The organism is Pseudomonas sp. 8BK (assembly GCF_902506475.1).
GTDB lineage: Bacteria > Pseudomonadota > Gammaproteobacteria > Pseudomonadales > Pseudomonadaceae > Aquipseudomonas > Aquipseudomonas anguilliseptica.
Genome location: NZ_LR733252.1, coordinates 22,002 through 41,310, shown reverse-complemented (window position 1 = coordinate 41,310; position 19,309 = coordinate 22,002). Strand labels below are relative to the sequence as shown.

General features: G+C 61.8%; 18 protein-coding genes and 1 pseudogene. 15 read left to right on the top strand and 4 right to left on the bottom strand.

The window, feature by feature from the left end; translation table 11 throughout:
- Positions 1-93 precede the first annotated feature (93 nt).
- On the bottom strand, positions 94-1,128 hold the full coding sequence (locus ACIN8IBEIGE_RS00205; protein ID WP_160012881.1) for a type IV pilus twitching motility protein PilT: 1,035 nt from the start codon (positions 1,126-1,128) through the stop codon (positions 94-96).
- A gap of 63 nt (positions 1,129-1,191) precedes the next feature.
- Between ACIN8IBEIGE_RS00205 and ACIN8IBEIGE_RS00200 the strand changes: the two genes are divergently transcribed.
- The 15 genes from ACIN8IBEIGE_RS00200 (at position 1,192) to ACIN8IBEIGE_RS00130 (ending at position 16,174) form a co-directional block, all read left to right on the top strand.
- Positions 1,192-1,878, top strand: coding sequence for a YggS family pyridoxal phosphate-dependent enzyme (locus tag ACIN8IBEIGE_RS00200; protein WP_160012880.1), 687 nt, complete (start codon positions 1,192-1,194; stop codon positions 1,876-1,878).
- 36 nt (positions 1,879-1,914) lie between these two features.
- A complete protein-coding gene (gene proC / locus ACIN8IBEIGE_RS00195; protein ID WP_160012879.1) occupies positions 1,915-2,733 on the top strand; it encodes a pyrroline-5-carboxylate reductase in 819 nt (272 codons plus the stop codon).
- A gap of 9 nt (positions 2,734-2,742) precedes the next feature.
- Complete coding sequence (locus ACIN8IBEIGE_RS00190) at positions 2,743-3,333, top strand: YggT family protein (RefSeq protein WP_160012878.1); 591 nt, start codon at positions 2,743-2,745, stop codon at positions 3,331-3,333.
- A gap of 11 nt (positions 3,334-3,344) precedes the next feature.
- Positions 3,345-3,641 carry a DUF167 domain-containing protein gene (locus ACIN8IBEIGE_RS00185; RefSeq protein ID WP_160012877.1) on the top strand — a complete coding sequence of 99 codons (297 nt, stop codon included), beginning with the start codon at positions 3,345-3,347 and terminating at the stop codon, positions 3,639-3,641.
- Between the two features lie 237 nt (positions 3,642-3,878).
- Positions 3,879-5,861: a dynamin-like GTPase family protein gene (locus tag ACIN8IBEIGE_RS00180; protein WP_160012876.1), complete on the top strand. Its 1,983-nt coding sequence runs from the start codon at positions 3,879-3,881 to the stop codon at positions 5,859-5,861.
- 110 nt (positions 5,862-5,971) lie between these two features.
- A complete protein-coding gene (locus tag ACIN8IBEIGE_RS00175; RefSeq protein ID WP_160012875.1) occupies positions 5,972-7,111 on the top strand; it encodes a homoserine O-acetyltransferase in 1,140 nt (379 codons plus the stop codon).
- A 2-nt stretch (positions 7,112-7,113) separates the two neighbouring features.
- On the top strand, positions 7,114-7,734 hold the full coding sequence (gene metW / locus ACIN8IBEIGE_RS00170; RefSeq protein WP_090380352.1) for a methionine biosynthesis protein MetW: 621 nt from the start codon (positions 7,114-7,116) through the stop codon (positions 7,732-7,734).
- Positions 7,735-7,772: 38 nt separating this feature from the next.
- Entirely contained in the window at positions 7,773-8,192 is a 420-nt protein-coding gene (locus ACIN8IBEIGE_RS00165; RefSeq protein WP_160012874.1) for a DUF4426 domain-containing protein, read from the top strand.
- A complete protein-coding gene (gene rdgB / locus ACIN8IBEIGE_RS00160; RefSeq protein WP_160012873.1) occupies positions 8,189-8,785 on the top strand; it encodes an RdgB/HAM1 family non-canonical purine NTP pyrophosphatase in 597 nt (198 codons plus the stop codon). Before ACIN8IBEIGE_RS00165 ends, rdgB begins: the two co-directional genes overlap by 4 nt.
- 2 nt (positions 8,786-8,787) lie before the next feature.
- Complete coding sequence (hemW, locus tag ACIN8IBEIGE_RS00155; protein WP_178124378.1) at positions 8,788-9,942, top strand: radical SAM family heme chaperone HemW; 1,155 nt, start codon at positions 8,788-8,790, stop codon at positions 9,940-9,942.
- A 30-nt stretch (positions 9,943-9,972) separates the two neighbouring features.
- Complete coding sequence (locus tag ACIN8IBEIGE_RS00150; protein ID WP_160012871.1) at positions 9,973-10,296, top strand: DUF3392 domain-containing protein; 324 nt, start codon at positions 9,973-9,975, stop codon at positions 10,294-10,296.
- 295 nt (positions 10,297-10,591) lie between these two features.
- Positions 10,592-12,841, top strand: a complete 2,250-nt coding sequence (gene gspD / locus ACIN8IBEIGE_RS00145; protein ID WP_160012870.1) for a type II secretion system secretin GspD — start codon at positions 10,592-10,594, stop codon at positions 12,839-12,841.
- A 223-nt stretch (positions 12,842-13,064) separates the two neighbouring features.
- Positions 13,065-13,745: a hypothetical protein gene (locus ACIN8IBEIGE_RS00140; protein ID WP_160012869.1), complete on the top strand. Its 681-nt coding sequence runs from the start codon at positions 13,065-13,067 to the stop codon at positions 13,743-13,745.
- A gap of 36 nt (positions 13,746-13,781) precedes the next feature.
- Positions 13,782-15,578, top strand: a complete 1,797-nt coding sequence (locus tag ACIN8IBEIGE_RS00135; RefSeq protein WP_160012868.1) for a zinc-dependent metalloprotease family protein — start codon at positions 13,782-13,784, stop codon at positions 15,576-15,578.
- A gap of 65 nt (positions 15,579-15,643) precedes the next feature.
- Positions 15,644-16,174 (top strand): type II secretion system protein N, encoded by a 531-nt coding sequence (locus ACIN8IBEIGE_RS00130; RefSeq protein WP_160012867.1) that lies wholly within the window; start codon positions 15,644-15,646, stop codon positions 16,172-16,174.
- Here the strand turns inward: ACIN8IBEIGE_RS00130 and ACIN8IBEIGE_RS00125 are convergent.
- The 3 genes and pseudogenes from ACIN8IBEIGE_RS00125 to ACIN8IBEIGE_RS00115 all read right to left on the bottom strand — a co-directional run bounded on the left by ACIN8IBEIGE_RS00125 (position 16,171) and on the right by ACIN8IBEIGE_RS00115 (position 19,194).
- Positions 16,171-16,572 (bottom strand): hypothetical protein, encoded by a 402-nt coding sequence (locus ACIN8IBEIGE_RS00125; protein WP_160012866.1) that lies wholly within the window; start codon positions 16,570-16,572, stop codon positions 16,171-16,173. The genes ACIN8IBEIGE_RS00130 and ACIN8IBEIGE_RS00125 overlap by 4 nt on opposite strands.
- Before the next feature lie 21 nt (positions 16,573-16,593).
- Positions 16,594-17,672: pseudogene (locus ACIN8IBEIGE_RS00120) on the bottom strand (NAD(P)-dependent alcohol dehydrogenase).
- 178 nt (positions 17,673-17,850) lie between these two features.
- Positions 17,851-19,194 carry a DUF1329 domain-containing protein gene (locus ACIN8IBEIGE_RS00115; RefSeq protein ID WP_160012865.1) on the bottom strand — a complete coding sequence of 448 codons (1,344 nt, stop codon included), beginning with the start codon at positions 19,192-19,194 and terminating at the stop codon, positions 17,851-17,853.
- Positions 19,195-19,309 lie beyond the last annotated feature (115 nt).

The window sequence follows — 19,309 nt, the reverse complement described above, 5'->3', positions numbered from 1 at the left end:
TGTGCATCACGCGGTTATGCAAGGCCAGCGGCAGGCGCGTGTATTGCCGCTAGGCTGAACCCGACAGGCAATTGCCTGCCGGATACTGTCGATTTAGAAATTTTCTGGCGTCTTGGCTTTCTCGCGAGCCGCTTCGCGACTGACAATGCCCTTGCTCACCAGAGTTTTCAGGCAGGAATCCAGGGTCTGCATGCCCAGCGAGCCACCGGTCTGGATTGCAGAGTACATCTGCGCCACCTTGTCCTCGCGGATCAGGTTACGAATGGCTGGGGTGCCGATCATGATTTCATGGGCCGCCACACGACCGCCGCCGATCTTCTTCAGCAGGGTCTGCGAGATCACCGATTGCAGAGATTCGGAGAGCATGGAGCGAACCATGGACTTCTCTTCGGCTGGGAATACGTCGACCACGCGGTCGATGGTCTTGGCCGCCGAGGTGGTGTGCAGGGTGCCGAACACCAGGTGACCGGTTTCCGCTGCGGTCAGAGCCAGGCGGATGGTTTCCAGGTCACGCATCTCACCGACCAGGATGATGTCCGGGTCTTCGCGCAGCGCCGAGCGCAGGGCTTCGGTGAAGCCGAGAGTGTCACGGTGCACTTCCCGTTGGTTGATCAGGCACTTCTTCGACTCGTGCACGAACTCAATCGGGTCCTCGACGGTGAGGATGTGGTGATACTTGTTGCTGTTTATATAGTCGAGCATTGCCGCCAGGGTGGTCGACTTGCCCGAACCGGTCGGCCCGGTCACTAGCACCAGACCCCGCGGTACATCGGAAATCTTGCGGAAGATCTCGCCCATACCGAGGTCTTCCATACTCAGTACTTTCGACGGAATGGTCCGGAATACCGCACCAGAACCGCGGTTCTGGTTGAAGGCGTTAACCCGGAAACGCGCCACGCCGGGGACTTCAAAGGAGAAGTCGGTCTCGAGGAATTCCTCGAAATCCTTGCGCTGCTTGTCGTTCATGATGTCGTAAATCAGTGCGTGCACCTGTTTATGGTCCAGCGCAGGCAGATTGATCCGGCGAACATCACCGTCGACCCGAATCATCGGAGGCAGGCCAGCGGAGAGATGCAGGTCCGATGCACCTTGCTTGGCGCTGAAGGCCAGCAATTCAGTGATATCCATGGGACTCCCTAATGACAGACAAGCAGGTAGAATGCCGCGAAACCCAGGCGGCGGGCGCAAGTAATGTCCACGATAGCAGAGAATATTGCAAAGGTCGGAGTGCGCATCCGTGAGGCGGCGCAAGCCTCGCAGCGAGATTGTGCGACTGTTGGCCTGCTCGCGGTAAGCAAAACCAAACCCGCTGCGGCGATTCGCCAGGCATTTGCCGCCGGCACCCGCAACTTCGGTGAGAACTACCTGCAGGAAGCCCTGGAAAAGCAGGCCGAATTGAGCGACCTGCCGCTGACCTGGCACTTTATCGGCCCGATCCAATCGAACAAGACCAAACCCATCGCTGAGCACTTTGCCTGGGTGCATTCGGTGGACCGCCTGAAAATCGCCCAGCGCCTGTCTGATCAACGTCCGGCGCATCTACCGCCGTTGAATATCTGCCTACAGGTGAATGTCAGCGGCGAGGCCAGCAAGTCGGGCTGCAACCCGGACGAGCTGCCGGCCCTGGCACAAGCGGTTACACAACTGCCCAACCTGCGCCTGCGCGGATTGATGACAATCCCCGAGCCCACCGATGACCCCAGCGAGCAACGCGCAGCCTTCGCCCGCCTGCGCGAGCTGCAGCAGGATCTGAACCTGGACCTCGACACCTTGTCCATGGGCATGAGCCATGACCTGGAAGCGGCGATTGCCGAAGGCGCAACCTGGGTACGCATCGGTACCGCCTTGTTCGGCGCGCGCGACTACAGCAGTAATTGATTGAGTTTGCCTTCAGCCTTATTAAGGAAGCCCGTTATGACCACTCCCCGCATTGCCTTTATCGGTGCCGGCAATATGGCCGCCAGCCTGATCGGCGGCCTGCGTGCCCAGGGCATTGACGCCAGCACCATTCGCGCCAGCGACCGCGGTGCCGAACAGCGCAGCAAGATCAGCGCCGAGCACGGCATCGAAACCTTTGCCAGCAATGCCGAGGCGATTCAGGGTGCGGACGTGGTCGTGCTGTCGATCAAGCCGCAGGTGATGAAAGAAGTCTGCCTGGATCTCGCCACGCATATCGGCGAGCAGCAGCTGGTGGTGTCGATTGCCGCCGGCATCAGCTGCGCCAGCCTGGAAAGCTGGCTTGGTCCGCGTGCGATTGTGCGCTGCATGCCCAACACGCCGGCACTGTTGCGCCAGGGCGTCAGCGGTCTGTATGCCAATGCTCAGGTTTCGCCGGCCCAGCGCCAGCAGGCTGAACAGCTGCTCAGCGCCGTCGGCCTGGCGCTGTGGCTGGATCAGGAAACGCAGATCGATGCCGTCACCGCCGTCTCCGGCAGCGGCCCGGCGTACTTCTTCCTGCTAATCGAAGCCATGACCGCCGCTGGCGAAAAACTCGGCCTGCCACGCGAGACCGCTGCCCAGCTGACCCTGCACACCGCCCTCGGCGCTGCCCGTATGGCCGTAGCCAGCGATGTCGACGCTAGCGAGCTGCGCCGCCGTGTAACCTCACCGGCCGGCACCACCGAAGCGGCGATCAAGACTTTCCAGGCCGACGGCTTCGAAGCTCTGGTCGAAAAAGCCCTGAATGCCGCCGCCCACCGCTCTGCCGAGCTGGCCGAACAACTCGGTCAATAAGGAACGAAAATGATCGGACTCAACACCGCCGCCGTTTATATCCTGCAGACCATTGGCAGCCTGTACCTGCTGATCGTGCTGCTGCGCTTTATCCTGCAATTGGTGCGGGCAGACTTCTACAACCCGGTCAGCCAGTTCATCGTGCGCGCCACTCACCCGCTGCTGAAACCGCTGCGCAAGATCATCCCCAGTCTGGCCGGGCTCGACCTGGCCTCGCTGGTGCTGGCCATCGTGGTGCAGCTGGTGCTGATGGCGCTGACCCTGATGCTGCTCGGTTATGGCCTGGACAACCCGCTGCAGCTGCTGGTGTGGTCGATCATTGGCGTCACCGCGCTGTTCCTCAAGGTGTTCTTCTTTGCCCTGATCATCAGCGTGATTCTGTCCTGGGTCGCCCAGGGCAGCCATAACCCCACCGCCATGCTGATCAACCAGATCTGCGAGCCACTGCTGTCGCCGATCCGCCGCATCCTGCCGAGCATGGGCGGGCTGGATCTGTCGCCAATCGTGGCGTTCCTGATCCTCAATCTGATCGACATGCTGGTGATCCGCAATTTGGCGATCATGACCGGCATGGACAAAGGCCTCAGCCTGGCGATCTGACCGCGCGCCGGATGAGCCACTTTCGCTGGGACGGCACCGATCTGATTCTCGAGTGCCACCTGCAGCCCAAGGCGAGCAAGGATGAGTTCGCCGGGCTGCACGGTGATCGGCTGAAAATCCGCCTCACCGCGCCGCCCGTGGATGGCAAGGCCAATGCCCAGCTGCTGGCCTTTCTGGCCAGCGTCTTCGCCGTCAGCAAGAGCCAGGTCAGCCTGGAAAGCGGCCTGCAAAGCCGGCAAAAGCGCGTGCGCATCAAGCAACCGCAACGGCTGCCCGACGAACTTGCACTGACCGCTCGGTCACCCTGACCGACCATAAGGCGGGCGTACGACGACATGCAATTGACGCCATAGCTGCGACCCGCATAATGCCAAGCAGGTCAATCCACGAACGTCGCGGATCTGGCGTAATTCCACAGGCTTTAAAGCGTTACCTGCCGCGTCAGCTTGCTGCGCGGCATCGTTCAATGTGTGCCCGACTCAACCTGGGTGCCGTATAGCCCCAGTCGCCCCACAATGGATGCGCCAACCGGAGGAAAGCCCAGGATGAGCATGGAACGTCTCAGTCAGCAGGTCGATGCTTACGTCACCTGGAAGCGCGAGCTGATGCGCGAAATCACCCGCTATCGCAGCTGGCTGGTGACCAATCGGTTGAACTCTGAGGCCGTGGAAGCCAAGCTTGAACGCGCGCTGAAGCTGCTGCGCACGGATCACATCACCCTGGCCTTTGTCGGTGAGTTCTCGCGCGGCAAGACCGAGCTGATCAACAGCCTGTTCTTCTCTTCTTACGGCCAACGCATGCTGCCGTCCCAGGCCGGACGCACCACCATGTGTCCGACCGAGCTGTTCTTCGACCCACGTTCGGAGCGCTCCTATATTCGCCTGCTGCCGATCGAGACCCGTGTGTCCGAGGCCAGCGTGGCGCAGTTCAAACGTATTCCACGGCACTGGGTAAATATCCCGCTGGATCTCAGCGACCCGGACAATATGGTCCAGGCTTTTGTCCAGGTCGCGCGCACCAAACCCATGCCGGTCGAACAGGCAATTGCCCTGGGCTTCCACCCGGACATGCTGGAAAGCACCAATAAACCCGGCGAAGTGCTGGTACCGGCCTGGCGTCACGCCATGGTCAACTTCGACCACCCGTTGCTGCGCCAGGGCCTGCGCATCCTCGACACCCCGGGCCTGAATGCCCTCGGCAGCGAGCCGGAGCTGACCCTGTCGATGCTGCCCAGCGCGCAGGCGATCATCTTCCTGCTGTCCGCCGACACCGGCGTGACCGCCAGCGACATGGCCGTGTGGCAGCAACATATCCGCCAGCTCGACGAAGACACCCAGACCAGCCTGTTCGCCGTGCTGAACAAGATCGATGTGCTGTGGGATGACCTGGCCGGCGAAGCCTTTGTGCAGAATGCCATCCGCCAGATCCAGACCAGCACCGCACGCCAACTGGGCATCCGCGTCGAGGATGTGCTGCCACTGTCGGCCAAACAGGCAATGCTGGCCAAGGTGCGCAAGGACACCGAACTGCTAGCCCGCAGCCAGATGAGCAACCTGGAAAACCTGCTCTGCGAGCGCATCATCGCGCAGAAGGAACGCCTGCTCGAAGACCGCGTGGTCAATCAGGTACTGGGCCTGCTGCAGAACAGCCAGCACGTGCTCAACCTGCGCCTGGAAAAGGTCAACGAACAGCAGGCGCTGCTGAGCAACCACCAGCACGACAACGGCCAGATGCTCTTCGAGCTGACCGCCAAGACCAAGGAAGACCACAGCCAGCATCACAAACGCCTGCTGGGCCTGAAAACCAACCAGCGCCTGCTCAAGCGTCAGGGTGACCTGCTGCGCCATGCCTCGCGCAGCGAGCGCCTGGACGAACACCTGAACAAGGTGCGCAGGAACCTCACCGGCAGCTGGACCACTCTGGGTATCAACCAGGCCATCCTGCATTTCTTCCGCAGCGTGGAGCAGGATCTGCACAACCTGGCGCAGGAAGCCGATATGGCCAACAAGATGGTTGCGGCCATCTACCGTCGGCACAACGAAGAGAACCCGCTGCACGGCGTCGACGCACCGCAGTTCAACGTCAATCGCTACCTGCGTGAGCTCAAGCAGCAGCAGACCAAGGCCGACCAGTTCCGCCTGCAGCTGAAAACCTTGCTGACCGAACAGCGCAGCCTGACCAGACGCTTCTTCGCCACCCTGGTGCAGGAAGTAATCGGCCTGCACCAGCGCATGCGCCAGGAAGCCGAACAGTGGGCCAGCGATGCGCTAATGCCACTGATGCAGCACACCCTGGAACATAAGCAGCTACTGGAAACCCATATGCTGCGGCTCAAGGCCCTGGCTCAGGAAACCCAGCAGTCGCGCCAGCGCGGCCAGCAACTGGCACGCTACAGCGGCGAACTGGAGCAGCAACTGGCGCAGGCCAACGACATGCTGCGCATTCTGCGCCGTCCTGCCCCGGTGCAGCGCCAGGGCAAGGTGGTAAACCTGCCTGGGGCTGCGCGCCCGCACAGCATCGGCGAATAACCCTAGACTTCAGCGCCGCAACACCCGCCGCACCCCAGCCGCCCCATGCGCTTGCCGCCTGGGGCGGTGCTCTTTAGACTGCGGCTCTTCCTATATTGCGAGCAGGGTTGATGTCGACTGCCTTTCCTCAAGACTCTGTTGGCTTGGTTACGCCCCAAGTGATGCACTTCGCCGAGCCGTTGGCGCTCGCCTGTGGACGCAGCCTGGCCGACTACCAACTGATCTTCGAAACCTATGGCGAGCTGAATGCCACGGCGAGCAACGCCGTGCTGATCTGCCACGCCCTGTCCGGCCATCACCATGCCGCCGGCTATCACAGCGTGGAAGACCGCAAGCCGGGTTGGTGGGACAGCTGCATCGGCCCCGGCAAACCCATCGACACCAACAAGTTCTTCGTCGTCAGCCTGAACAACCTCGGCGGCTGCAACGGCTCCACCGGCCCCAGCAGCGTCAACCCGGCTACCGGCAAACCCTTCGGCGCAGACTTCCCGGTGATGACCGTGGAAGACTGGGTGCACAGCCAGGCGCGGCTGGCCGACAACCTCGGCATCCAGCAGTGGGCCGCAGTGATCGGTGGCAGCCTGGGCGGTATGCAGGCCATGCAGTGGACCATCAGCTACCCCGAGCGCGTGCGTCACTGCCTGGCGATTGCTTCGGCCCCCAAGCTGTCGGCGCAGAACATCGCCTTCAACGAAGTGGCGCGCCAGGCGATCCTGACTGACCCGCAATTCCACGGCGGACACTTTCAGGAGCAGGGTGTGATCCCCAAGCGCGGGCTGATGCTGGCGCGCATGGTCGGCCACATCACCTACCTGTCGGATGACGCCATGGGCGAGAAATTCGGCCGTGGCCTGAAAAGCGAAAAGCTCAACTACGACTTCCACAGCGTCGAGTTTCAGGTGGAAAGCTACCTGCGCTATCAGGGCGAAGAGTTCTCCGGGCGCTTTGACGCCAACACCTACCTGCTGATGACCAAGGCGCTGGACTACTTCGATCCGGCAGCGGCCTTCGACGGCGACCTGGCCAAGACCCTGGCCCACGTCAGCGCCGACTTCTGCGTGATGTCTTTCACCACCGACTGGCGCTTCTCGCCGGCACGTTCACGGGAAATCGTCGATGCACTGACCGCTGCGCGGAAAAACGTCTGCTACCTGGAAATCGATGCGCCCCAGGGCCACGACGCCTTCCTGATGCCAATCCCGCGTTACCTGCAGGCATTCGACAGCTATATGAAACGGATCAAGGTGTAGTCATGCGCGCGGATCTCGAAATCATCCAAGAGTGGATTCCCGCCGGCAGTCGTGTACTCGACCTGGGGTGCGGCAATGGCGAGTTGCTCGCCTGGCTGGCTGAACACAAGCAGGTGTCCGGCTACGGCCTGGAAATCGATGCGGACAATATCGCCCAGTGCGTCAGCAAGGGCGTCAACGTGATTGAGCAGAACCTCGACCAGGGGCTGGGCAACTTCGCCAGCAACAGCTTCGATGTGGTGGTCATGACCCAGTCGCTGCAAGCCCTGCATTACCCGGACAAGGTGCTGGCGGAGATGCTGCGGGTCGGCAAGAGCTGCATCATCACCTTCCCCAACTTCGGCCACTGGCACTGCCGCTGGTACCTCACCACCAAGGGCCGCATGCCGGTGTCGGATTTCCTCCCGTACACCTGGTTCAACACGCCAAACATCCACTTCTGCACCTTCGAAGACTTCGAAAAGTTGTGCCACGATCAGGGCGCAAAAGTCATGGATCGCCTGGCCGTGGACCGCGACCACCGGCACGGCTGGGCCAGTCGAATCTGGCCTAATCTGTTAGGTGAAATCGGCATTTACCGGATCAGCGGGCCTACGGCCGAAGACGTGCAGATCGCCAACTAGGCGGCTGCACTGCACGATTAGCTACTAGGAGAACCCTTATGCGTCGCATCGCACTACTGTTTATCGCCCTGTGCCTGAGCCTGCCGGCGCTGGCTGAACGCAAGCAGAGCTTCGGCGATCTCGACGTGCACTACATCGCCTTTAACTCCGGCTTTCTGCAACCGGACATCGCCGCCGCCAACGGCCTGGTGCGCAGCAAGACCCAGGGCGTGGTGAACATTTCCGTGCTCAAGGCCGGCAAGGCCAGCAGCGCCAGCGTCAGTGGCGAAGTGAAGGATCTGGTCGGCCGCAGCCAGCCGCTGACCTTCAAGCAGGTCAACGAAGGTGAGGCCATTTATTACCTGGCGCAATTCAACTTCAGCCAGCGTGAAATGCTGCGTTTCACCATCAACGTTCGCGCGGCCGATGGCGTGGCGCACAGTTTCGACTTCAACCAGGAATTCTTCCCAGACGAATGATGCACTTCAACGAGCTTGTACTCGCCAGTCATAACGCCGGCAAACTCAAGGAGCTGCAAGCCATGCTCGGCAGCAGCGTACGCGTGCGCTCAGTCGGCGAATTCTCGATGGTCGAGCCGGAAGAAACCGGCCTGTCATTTATCGAGAATGCCATTCTCAAGGCACGTAATGCCGCCCGATTGTCCGGCCTGCCGGCGCTGGCCGACGACTCGGGCCTGGCAGTGGATTTTCTCGGCGGGGCACCGGGCATCTACTCGGCGCGCTATGCCGATGGCCAGGGTGACGCGGCGAACAACACCAAACTGCTCGACGCCCTGAAAGATGTGCCGGACGCCGAGCGCGGCGCTCAGTTCGTCTGCTGCCTGGCGCTGGTGCGGCATGCCGACGACCCGCTGCCAATCATCTGCGAAGGCCTCTGGCACGGGCGCATTCTGCACGCCGCACAAGGCATGGAAGGCTTCGGCTATGACCCGCTGTTCTGGGTGCCCGAGCGCGAGTGCTCCAGCGCCGAGCTGCCGGCTGCCGAGAAAAACCAGATCAGCCACCGCGCCCGCGCCATGGCCCTGCTGAAACAGCGGCTGGGCCTGGCATGACCATGGCGTCCGGCGGCGGCTTCGCGCTGCCGCCACTTGCACTCTATGTGCACATCCCCTGGTGCGTGAAGAAGTGCCCGTATTGCGACTTCAACTCCCACACCGCCGGGCCCAACCTGCCGGAAGAAGCGTATGTCGACGCTCTGCTGGCGGATCTGGATGCCGATCTGACGCAGGTGCATAACCGCCCGCTGAGCTCGATCTTCTTTGGTGGCGGCACCCCCAGCCTGTTTTCGGCCAAGGCCCTCGGCCGTCTGCTTGAAGGCGTGGAGCGGCGTGTGCCGTTTGCCGCCGATATCGAGATCACCCTGGAAGCCAACCCCGGCACCTTCGAGCAGGCCAAGTTCAAGGACTACCGTCGCCTGGGCATCAATCGTTTGTCGATCGGTGTGCAGAGTTTCCAGGCACCCAAGCTGATCGCCCTGGGGCGCATCCACGACGGCGATGAAGCCGTGCACGCCGCCGATATGGCCCGCGCTGCCGGCTTCGATAATTTCAACCTGGACCTGATGCACGGCCTGCCGAACCAGTCCATAGAGGACGCCCTGAGCGACCTGCGTACCGCCATTGCCCAGGGGCCGACGCACCTGTCCTGGTATCAGCTGACGGTGGAGCCGAACACGGTGTTCTGGAACCAGCCGCCCGAAGTGCCGGAAGACGATATTCTCTGGGACATTCAGGAAGCCGGACAGGCTCTGCTGGCCGCTGAAGGTTACGCGCAGTACGAAGTGTCGGCCTACGCCCAGCCTGGCAAGGCGGCGCGGCACAACCTGAACTACTGGACCTTCGGCGACTTTCTCGGCATCGGCGCCGGCGCCCACGCCAAACTCAGCCAGCCGGACGGGCGCATCAGCCGTAGCTGGAAAACCCGTCTGCCCAAGGACTACCTCGACACCAGCAAGCGCTTCAGCGCCGGCGAGCGCGTCCTTGGCGCCGATGAGCTGCCCTTCGAATTTCTGATGAATGTGCTGCGCCTCACGGACGGCGTCGCCAGCGAATTGTTCACTCAGCGCACCGGCCTGCCGCTCAGCCAGCTCGCCGCCGCGCGCATCGAGGCGCAAAAACGCGGCCTGCTGCACAGCGATCCGACACGCCTGTGCGCCACCCGCGAAGGCCAGCTGTTTCTCAACGACCTGCTGCAGTATTTTCTACCCTGACGTACACGCCGCCACGGCTAAGGAAACCGGATGGACCTGCTACTCGACCTGATCGTCACCCTGTCGCGCTGGAGCCGTAGCCACCTTTACGATATTTCCCTGGCAATCATGGCCACCCTGCTGGTGCTGTTCGGCCCTGGCATCAATGCCTGGGTGCAGCGCAATACCAGTAGCATGAACTTTATCTTGCGCACGCTGATCTTCATGCTGCTCTGCGCCGTGGGCTACGGCCTGCTGATCGTCTTCGCCACGCCTTACCTGGCCAAGGGCCTGGGCTTCTTCAACAACTTCACCCTGGCTCCGGTGCTGATTCTGGTGTTCTTTATCATCGGCATCCTCGCCGACCGCAGCTAGGCTGCTGGCGAACTGATCGGGAGCCTGACCAGGGGCTCCCGCTTGCAGGCGTAATCGCCAACTGACGCCCATCACGCCCTGGCAACAAATTGCCGACCGACTGTGACGATCATCGCAGATCGCCATCACGCCTCAACAACTGCCGATTTTTTTCATTAGCCTTGCGCCCCCAACACTGCTCGCAGTGCTGGTTGCAGCCGTTTTCTCTCATTCAAACAGCGCCTCCAGCCTTTTTTGTCCGACCTTGCGTCGGCTGCGGCAGTGCATTACGGCCACACCTACTGATGCCCTAGCCATGATCACGTCTGCCCTGCGCCCACTTCTCCGCCTGCTACTGCTGCACACCGCCCTGTTGCTGAGCATCGCCAGCCAGGCCAATGCGTCGACCGAAGTGCCTGCACAGAGCGAGGACAGCTGGACGATCAATATGCAGAGTGCGGAAATTCGCGACTTTATCGAGCAGATATCCAGCATCAGCGGGCAGACCTTTATCATCGACCCGCGGGTAAAAGGTCAGGTCACGGTGATTGCCCAGCAGCCGATGAATATCGCCGAGGTCTACAAGCTGTTCCTCTCGGTGATGAGCACCCATGGTTTCGCCGTGATGCCTCAGGGCAATCAGCTGAGCATCATTCCCAGTAGCGAGGCCAAGACCACCGCCGGCAGCAACGGCAACCTGGAAACGCGTGTACTGCAGGTACAACACGGCGCCGCCAACGACCTGCTGCCGCTGATTCGCCCGCTGGTCGCTAACCATGGCCATCTGGCCGCCGTGCCCTCCTCCAACAGCCTGATCATCAGCGACACCCCGGCCAATATCGCCCGCATCGACGAGATCATCCGCCAGCTGGACAGCCAGAACCAGGACGATTTCAGCGTCTATGACCTGCGCCATGCCTGGGTTCATGAGCTGGCAGCGGTGATCAACAGTTCGCTGAAAAACGCCCAGGCCAGCGGTGCCCAGGTGATTGCCGATACCCGCGCCAACCGTCTGCTGCTGCTCGGCCCCAGCGATGCCCGCGCGCGCCTGTTGAAGCTGGCGCAGAGCCTCGACACGCCCAGCTCGCGCTCGACCAATACCCGGGTTATCCGTTTGCGCCATGGCGATGCCAAGGAGATGGCGAAGACCCTCGGTGACTTCGGCGACAACCTGAGCCAAAGCCAGGGCAGCGAAAACGCTGCACCACTGAAGCTGATGATCCGCGCCGACGAGAGCCTCAATGCCATCGTCATCATGGCCGAGGCCGATATCGTCAATATGTTCGAGGATCTGGTCCGCCAGCTGGATATCCCCCGCGCTCAGGTGCTGGTAGAGGCGGCCATCGTCGAGATGTCCGGCGACATCAATGACGCCCTCGGCGTGCAGTGGGCCATCGATGGCCGCAGCGGCGGCGGCCTGGGCGGTGTCAACTTCAGTAACACCGGCCTATCGGTCGGCACTCTGCTCGGTGCCATCGCCAGCGAAAAACCCGGCGAACTGGCTGCGGCGCTGCCCAACGGGGCGATTTTCGGCGTCGGCAACGACAACTTCGGTGCGCTGATCACCGCGCTGTCGTCGAACGGTAAAAGCAACCTGCTCTCTACCCCAACCCTGCTGACCCTGGACAACCAGGCCGCCGAGATTCTGGTCGGGCAGAACGTACCGTTCCAGACCGGTTCCTACACCACCGATGCCGCGGGTTCGAGCAACCCCTTCACCACCATCGAACGCAAGGATATTGGCGTCACCCTCAAGGTCACCCCGCATATCAATGAAGGCGCCACCCTGCGTCTGGTGATCGAGCAGGAAATCTCCTCCATTGCCCCGAGCACCGGGCTGAATGCCCAGGCCGTTGACCTGGTGACCAACAAGCGCTCGATCAAGAGCACCGTGCTGGCCGATGACGGCCAGGTAATCGTGCTCGGCGGCCTGATTCAGGACGACATCACCAGCAGCGAGAGCAAGGTGCCGCTGCTCGGTGACATTCCCGGAGTCGGCCGACTGTTCCGCTCAACCCGCGAAGCCCGGCAGAAGCGCAACCTGATGGTGTTCCTGCGCCCCACCGTGGCGCGCGACGGTGTCGGCCTGGCCAACCTGAGCCTGGGTAAATACCGCGACCTGCGCCTGCTCGGCCAGGCCAATGGTTACGACCACTTGCCGCAGCAAGCCCATGCCTTGTTCGACCAGGGCATTGAGGCACCCGCAACCGACCTGCGCCAGCCGGCCAGAGCCATCCCGGCAAAACCGAGCAAGACCCTGATCGAGACCCCCAAACCTGTCGACCCCGCCACCCTCGGCAATGGCCGTGGCGGCGAAAGCAAACCCAAGATTGCAGCGCGCCGCCACACCATCCAGCTGGTTGAAGGCAGTAACCGCGAATTTATGCAGGCTCTGCTTGAGCGCCACCCCAAACAACCGCTGCGCCTGGCCGAACGCGAGCAGGGCGGAGAAACCCGCTACGTCGTGCTCTATGGCAGTTACCCGAGCCGCGAAATGGCGCTCAAAGCCCTCGCTGCCCTGCCCGAACAACTGCCCAAACGCGGCGCCAAAGCCCAGCCCGAGTAAGCACAGAGCCGTTGCTGCAGCGCGCAGCAACGGCATAACCGGGCTGCATGGAACTGTGCCCCATTTCCAACGAGACGTGGCACACCCTGCATATGAGACCAGCGTTCAAATTAAACAAGCTGGCACTGCCCATACCCTCTGCCTGTGAACTGCATAGCGAATAACCGCCAAGGCTCTACCTAGACTGCGCTGCTTCAACTTCCCAGACTAATGGAGCAGTCGCATGTCAAAACGCTGGATCACAGCCGCAGTCGCCACCGCCATTGTCGGCGGCGTCCTGGGGGTCGTGCTCTCGGCTGACCTTGAGCAGCCAAAGCCAACCCAAGCAGCATCGAATGACAGCCAGAGCGGCAAATCACCCGCCCCCAGCCAGAGCACTGCCGCGCCCGCAAGCCAGGCAGCCAGCCAAGGCGCCAGCGGCGTCTCTACCCTGCAGGCCAAACCGCCCGTGGCCACCAGCAGCGCCGCGCAGGCCACGCTCTGGGATGCAGACTCCCTGCAGGAAACCGAGAGCAACGGCATCACCCAGCACCTGACCCAGGTCGACCCACAGCAACTCAGCAATCTGGCGGTCGGTCAGGTGGTTTCTCTGGCACTGCCGGGGCGTAGCAGCCCAACCCGCGCCACCCTCGGCGAAACTCGCAACACCGCCGGCAGCGCCGTATGGCAAGGCAGCCTGATCGATGGTGATGAGATGGAAAGCATGACCCTGGTCAAGGGCGCGCTGGAGACCCATATCACCGTCGCCACGCTCGACGGCAGCCTGTCGATCATCATCGATAACGCCACCGGCAAGACGGTGATCACCGATGAGAACCAGCTGGTAATGCGGGCCGATCCCAATGACCACCTGCACTACGACCATAAAGAACTGGCCCCGCTGCCACCGCCCGCTCAGGGCTGATCACCGTCTTACTCAAATCGCACAAGGAACGCTGATATGAAGAAAGTGCAATGGCTCTCTGCCCTCGCACTGGCCCTGACCGCCCATAGCGCCCAGGCCAACCCGCAAACCGTCGACATCATGGTGCTCTACACCAAAGACGCGCAGAGCCTGCCTAACGGCCGCGATATCGACGCACGCATCGCCAGCTATATCGAATACACCAACACGGCCTATGCCAAAAGCGGCGTGAATATCCGCCTGCGCCTGGTACACAAGCAGCTGCTTGACTGGGCCAGCTACTACGATGTGTCCAGTGCCAACCTCAACAAGTTCACTGATGACGCCCAGGTAAAACGCCTGCGTGAGCAATACGGCGCCGACGTTGTACAGCTGATCAACCGCACCACCCAGGGCCAGGGTTATGGCGTCTGCGGTATCGCCTGGATGGGTACTGGCGCAAAGAACAGCGATCGTTTCAACAGCGGTGCCAAGGAAATGGCCTATGGCCTGACCGGTGTCGACTGCAGCCTCAGCACCTTCGCCCATGAAGCTGGCCACAATATGGGCCTGCGCCACTCCTACGAACAGGACCAGCAGGAAGGCTACTACAACGCCAACGGCCACAACGGCACCCACGAATGGAGCCGTGGCTACGGCGTCCAGGGCCAGTTCAGCACCATCATGGCCTACCCACAGGTCTTCGGCGCACGCCGTCAGGCGCCGGTATTCTCCAACCCACGGCTAAATGACGCCGACTGCGCCAACCAGCCTTGCGGCATGCCCGATCGTTCCGATGCCGTGCGCTCGCTGAACGTCATGGCCACGCAGATCGCCGCTTTCCGCGCCACCCAGGTGCCAGTCACCAACAACCCCGGCACCGGCAACCCGACCACGCCACCGGCCGAGCTGCCCTGGTGCAGCAAACCCGCACTCAAGGGTTTGGTCAGCAACGGCGAATTCAACAGCAACCAAGGCTGGCGTGCACTGTTCGGTCAGGCACAGCTGAGCCTGGTCAATGTGGCACTGAACTGCCGCGACAACGCACTGCAGATGGATGCACAGGCCTTCGATGTACTGGCCACACCGGTCACCGGCCTGACTACCGGCGCGAAATATCGCCTGAAAGCCAAAGCCATGCTCAAGGCCCGCGACAGCCGTGAAAACGTACGCGTGGCGATCCTCCAGGAAAGCACTGACGGCCGCTTTACTTACAGCGCCGAGCAGACAGCAAACCTGTCGGTGACCGGCAACGAGTTCAGCCGCCTGGAAAAAACCTTCACCTACACAGCCCCAAGCAACGTGCGCAATCTGTATGTGGCGATCTGGAGCGACAGCGGCAGCAGCCTGCTGGTCGATGAGGTCGAGCTGCAGGAAGTCCAAGCCGCTGCGCCACCAACTCCGCCGGCACCGACCCAGTTCGGCTGGAACTTCGAGAACGGCATTGGCGGCTGGTCTGGCTTCCATGGCAGCGCCCGCGCCAGCACGTTCGCCAACGGCAGCCGCCAGGCTCTGGAAGCCTATCAGCGTCAGTACGAGGGCTCTGGCGCAAGCGTCAGCCTGCTCGGCAATGTTCAGGCCGGTAATCGCTATCGCGTCTCGGCCGATCTGAGTATTGGTCGTAGCAGTGCGGTCAGCGCCATCGCCTATGCCTACCTGTATGTCGAAGATGGCAATGGCCGTGGCCAGTACCTGCCACTTGGCCAGCGCTCCACCCGTGGTGGCAGCTGGAGCAAGTTGCAGCATGAAGTACAGCTGCCAGCCGGCACCCTGCGCCGCGCCGATCTGCTGATCCTTGGCACGCAACGCGGACAGTCGTTGTTTATCGACAACGTCAGCATCGGCAAGCTTTAAGAAGCCGTAGTACCCGAGCCCATGGCTGCCTTAGCAGCCATGGGCTTTTTCATTAAGGAATTTTTATGTTGCAACCCAGCCAACCGGCCCAGTCAGTTATCTCGGAACACTTGATCACCGGCTTGTGTCTGCTGCTTCTGCTGGCCGGCAGTATCAGCCTGGCTTATCAGGGCGCGGCGTTCTGGCGCTTACTGCATAGCCCGATCAACCTGACGCCCGTGCAGCAAGCCCCTGTACAACCGGTTATAGATCAGCAGCAGTTGGCGATATTGTTCGGTGTCCCTCTACTCGACAGTAGCGGCCCGGCTCCGGCCACCGCCCTGCAACTGACCTTGATGGCTGCCTTCAATCACCCACAAAGCAGCCGCTCCAGCGCCATCATCGGCAGAGATGGCCAGGTCCCTGAGCGTTTTATGGTCGGCGCCACCATCGCCCCAGGCGTCACCCTTGAGAGTGTGCAGCGCCAGCATGTCACCCTGCTGCGCCACGGTCGCCGCGAGAGCCTGCACTTCCCGGACAAACCCAGCCAGCCGCTTACACCTGCAGCCAACCCCATCGCTAGCGGATTGCTCAGTCAGGCCAGCAGCCGCAACTAAAACCCGGCAGCGCCTATCTCGACTGGCACGATCTCGAACCTGTCCTGCTTGGAGATCAGCTGAAATGCCCGCAGCCTGGCATCGCCATAGCCTTGCGCATTGGTAAAGCGGTCATGCACCAGTACGATCAGGTCCGGATAGGGAAACACCCCAGGGTTGAAGTGACCTACCGCCAGCAGCTCACTGGTTTCCCGCTCTACCAGCGGCGGCGCCAGACGCACCAGTTGGCCGCGATGATAAACCCGGTAATGGCTGCTCTTGCCCAGGGCAAAACTGCTTTCATTGAACTGGCGAATCGACCAACTGCCAGCCACCTCCTGAATACTGCGCTCACTCTGGGTGCTGCAACCTGCCAGCAGCAGCGCCACCACTAACAGATAGCCATGCAGTTGCCACATTACGCCTCCCTGGCCATGCCGCTATCGGCCCCAGTGAAAGGGTTTTATCGCCACCTTGAGCACGCCGTCGCGCTGGTGAGCAAAGAGATCATAGGCCGCGACGATGTCATCCAGCGAATACTGGTGTGTCACCAGCGCGCCAAAATCGACGCGCCCGGAGGCCACCACATTGATCAACCGGCGCATGCGTTCCTTGCCGCCCGGACACAGTGAGGTAACGATCTTGTGGTCACCCAAACCGGCATGAAACGCCGCCAGGGGAATCCGCAGATCCGTTGAAGACTGGACAACGTGCCACCCGGCTTGAGCACCCGCAGTGCGCTTTCGAAGGTGGATTACAGGCCCAATGCCTCGATGGCCGCATCCACACCACGGCCCCCGGTCAGACGCAGGATCTCCTCGACCACATCGACCTGATTGAAATTCAGCGTGACGTCCGCACCCATCTTGCGCGCGATCTGCAAACGCTGCTCGACGCCATCGACCACGATGATGCTGCTCGCCCCGCGCAGCTTGACCCCGGCCGTGGCGCACAGGCCAATTGGCCCCTGGGCGAACACCGCCACCACATCACCAATCTTGATATTGGCCGCCTCCGCACCGGCAAACCCGGTGGACATGATGTCCGGGCACATAAGCACCTGCTCGTCAGTCAGACCATCCGGTACCGGAGCCAGATTGCCCTGAGCGTCCGGCACCAGTACGTACTCGGCCTGGGTGCCGTCGATGCTATTGCCGAAACGCCAGCCACCCATGGGCTTGTAGCCATGGCAGCTGCAGCCGCCATCCTGGGAGGAATAACCGTCCTGGCTGACGTAGGAGCTGAAACTCGGGTAGATGGCCCCGGCAATCACCCGCTGCCCCTCCTGGTAACCCTGCACGTTGCTGCCCAGCTTCTCGATGATGCCAACCGGCTCGTGACCGATGGTCAGCCCCTTGGCTACCGGGTACTCACCCTTGAGGATGTGCACATCGGTGCCGCAGATGGTCGTAGTGGTAATCCGCACCAACGCATCATTGGGCCCCACGGGCGGAATGGGCTTGTCCACCAGCTCGATGCGCCCAGGCTCGATAAACACCGCTGCTTTCATCATGCTCATGGTCAGGCTCCTTGTATGCGCTAGCACAGAGCCCTGAATGTAGTCGGGTGACTGCCCGGCATCTTGTCCTGTATCAATGCCTGGCACAGTCAGGGCAGCGCCCCAGAGCCGCAGATAAGCGATCACCAGGCATAAAAAAACCGCCTGCAAGAGGCGGTTCTTTCAGTGCGACCGAGGCTCAGTTACCTTCGCGGCGCAGTGCCTGCGGGGTGAAATCGCGCGGCGTCAGCTTGGCGTTGAAGTTGTACATCGGCTCGTTGTTATCCAGGCCGTCGACAAAGTAGCGCTTGCCCTTGAAGTCGTAGATGGTCTCCAGGGTGCTGCCGAACATCGGCACGTCGTAGTAGCTGATCGGATGGCTTTCCTGGACACCGCTCAACTCGCCGTTCTTGTCGTAAAGATCGGCGGCGAGAATCTGCCAGCTGTCCTCGTCGATGTAGAAGCGGCGCTTGGCATACGGGTGACTAAAGCCCTTGCGCAGCGCGGCATCGACCACCCAGACGCGGTGCAACTCATAACGCAGCAGTTCCGGATTCACGGTATTGCTGCGCAGGATGTTGTCGTAGGGGATGCCCTTCTGGTGCACGGCGTAGCTGTTGTATGGCACCAGCATTTCCTGCTTGCCGACCAGGTTCCAGTCGTAACGATCCGGCGCACCGTTGTAGGAGTCGACCACGTCGGCGGTAGCCATGCCGTTGGTGTCCGGCTGCAGGGTGTCGTAGGCCAGCATCGGCAGGCGGCGCACGCGGCGCTCGCCGCGGTTGAAGCGCCAGGCTTTGCGGATCGCCAGCACCTGATCGAGGGTTTCCTGCACCACCAACGCCGAACCGGCGAGTTTGGCCGGGGCGACCACCTTGTACTTGTAGTAGAACAGGGTGTTGTCCAGGTCCTGCGGGCTGACACCTTCACGGCCGTAGAGGAAATAGATGTCACGTTCCAGTTTGAGCAGATTATAGGCACCGTTGCTCAGTACCGCCGCCTGGTTGGTGACGAAGCTGATCTGGTCGCCACGGTAACGCATGATGTGGTTCCAGATGGTTTCCTGACCGGTTTTCGGCAGCGGGAATGGGATACCAGCGGCAGCACCGTCGACACCGTTACCGCCAGAAATCAGCTCGGCGGCCTGCGCGTTGAAGCGCGTAGCGTCATAGATGCGCTGCGGCGCGGCGGCGCTGCGACGGGTCGGAAATACCCGCAGAAAGTAATCCGGATTTCTTTCCAGCAACGCCTTGAGGCCCGCCGGTAACTGCGCCTGGTACTGCGCCAGGTTCTGGCTGTTGATCTGGTACAAGGGCGCATCGGCGCTGTAAGGGTCAGGGTGATGCATGCCCGGCTGGTAATTGGCCGGCGGTTGCGCCAGGCCACCGTCCCAGGCGGGAATGGTGCCGGCGGCATTGCCCGCGCGCTCACCGCCCAGCGGCGTCAGGTCCTGGCCCAGGCGCGCAGCCTGGGCACTGTCGACTTTGGCCTGTGCCTGTAGCGCGCACGTAGCCAGCAGCAGAATTGAAAGCGTTCTCAACACAGCGATCTCCTCGCAGCCTGGCCTGAGGCCGGGCTGCTGTTTTTATGACCGGGGCAGTGCTGCCCGGGTTTATGTGCCGTCTTGGTGAGGAGCCGTCCTGGCGGGCGTCGGATTA

Coding starts and splice junctions, on each gene's coding strand:
- ACIN8IBEIGE_RS00205 (WP_160012881.1), bottom strand. CDS start 1,128: ATGGATATCACTGAATTGCTGGCCTTCAGCGCCAAGCAAGGTGCATCG.
- ACIN8IBEIGE_RS00200 (WP_160012880.1), top strand. CDS start 1,192: ATGTCCACGATAGCAGAGAATATTGCAAAGGTCGGAGTGCGCATCCGT.
- proC (WP_160012879.1), top strand. CDS start 1,915: ATGACCACTCCCCGCATTGCCTTTATCGGTGCCGGCAATATGGCCGCC.
- ACIN8IBEIGE_RS00190 (WP_160012878.1), top strand. CDS start 2,743: ATGATCGGACTCAACACCGCCGCCGTTTATATCCTGCAGACCATTGGC.
- ACIN8IBEIGE_RS00185 (WP_160012877.1), top strand. CDS start 3,345: ATGAGCCACTTTCGCTGGGACGGCACCGATCTGATTCTCGAGTGCCAC.
- ACIN8IBEIGE_RS00180 (WP_160012876.1), top strand. CDS start 3,879: ATGAGCATGGAACGTCTCAGTCAGCAGGTCGATGCTTACGTCACCTGG.
- ACIN8IBEIGE_RS00175 (WP_160012875.1), top strand. CDS start 5,972: ATGTCGACTGCCTTTCCTCAAGACTCTGTTGGCTTGGTTACGCCCCAA.
- metW (WP_090380352.1), top strand. CDS start 7,114: ATGCGCGCGGATCTCGAAATCATCCAAGAGTGGATTCCCGCCGGCAGT.
- ACIN8IBEIGE_RS00165 (WP_160012874.1), top strand. CDS start 7,773: ATGCGTCGCATCGCACTACTGTTTATCGCCCTGTGCCTGAGCCTGCCG.
- rdgB (WP_160012873.1), top strand. CDS start 8,189: ATGATGCACTTCAACGAGCTTGTACTCGCCAGTCATAACGCCGGCAAA.
- hemW (WP_178124378.1), top strand. CDS start 8,788: ATGGCGTCCGGCGGCGGCTTCGCGCTGCCGCCACTTGCACTCTATGTG.
- ACIN8IBEIGE_RS00150 (WP_160012871.1), top strand. CDS start 9,973: ATGGACCTGCTACTCGACCTGATCGTCACCCTGTCGCGCTGGAGCCGT.
- gspD (WP_160012870.1), top strand. CDS start 10,592: ATGATCACGTCTGCCCTGCGCCCACTTCTCCGCCTGCTACTGCTGCAC.
- ACIN8IBEIGE_RS00140 (WP_160012869.1), top strand. CDS start 13,065: ATGTCAAAACGCTGGATCACAGCCGCAGTCGCCACCGCCATTGTCGGC.
- ACIN8IBEIGE_RS00135 (WP_160012868.1), top strand. CDS start 13,782: ATGAAGAAAGTGCAATGGCTCTCTGCCCTCGCACTGGCCCTGACCGCC.
- ACIN8IBEIGE_RS00130 (WP_160012867.1), top strand. CDS start 15,644: ATGTTGCAACCCAGCCAACCGGCCCAGTCAGTTATCTCGGAACACTTG.
- ACIN8IBEIGE_RS00125 (WP_160012866.1), bottom strand. CDS start 16,572: ATGTGGCAACTGCATGGCTATCTGTTAGTGGTGGCGCTGCTGCTGGCA.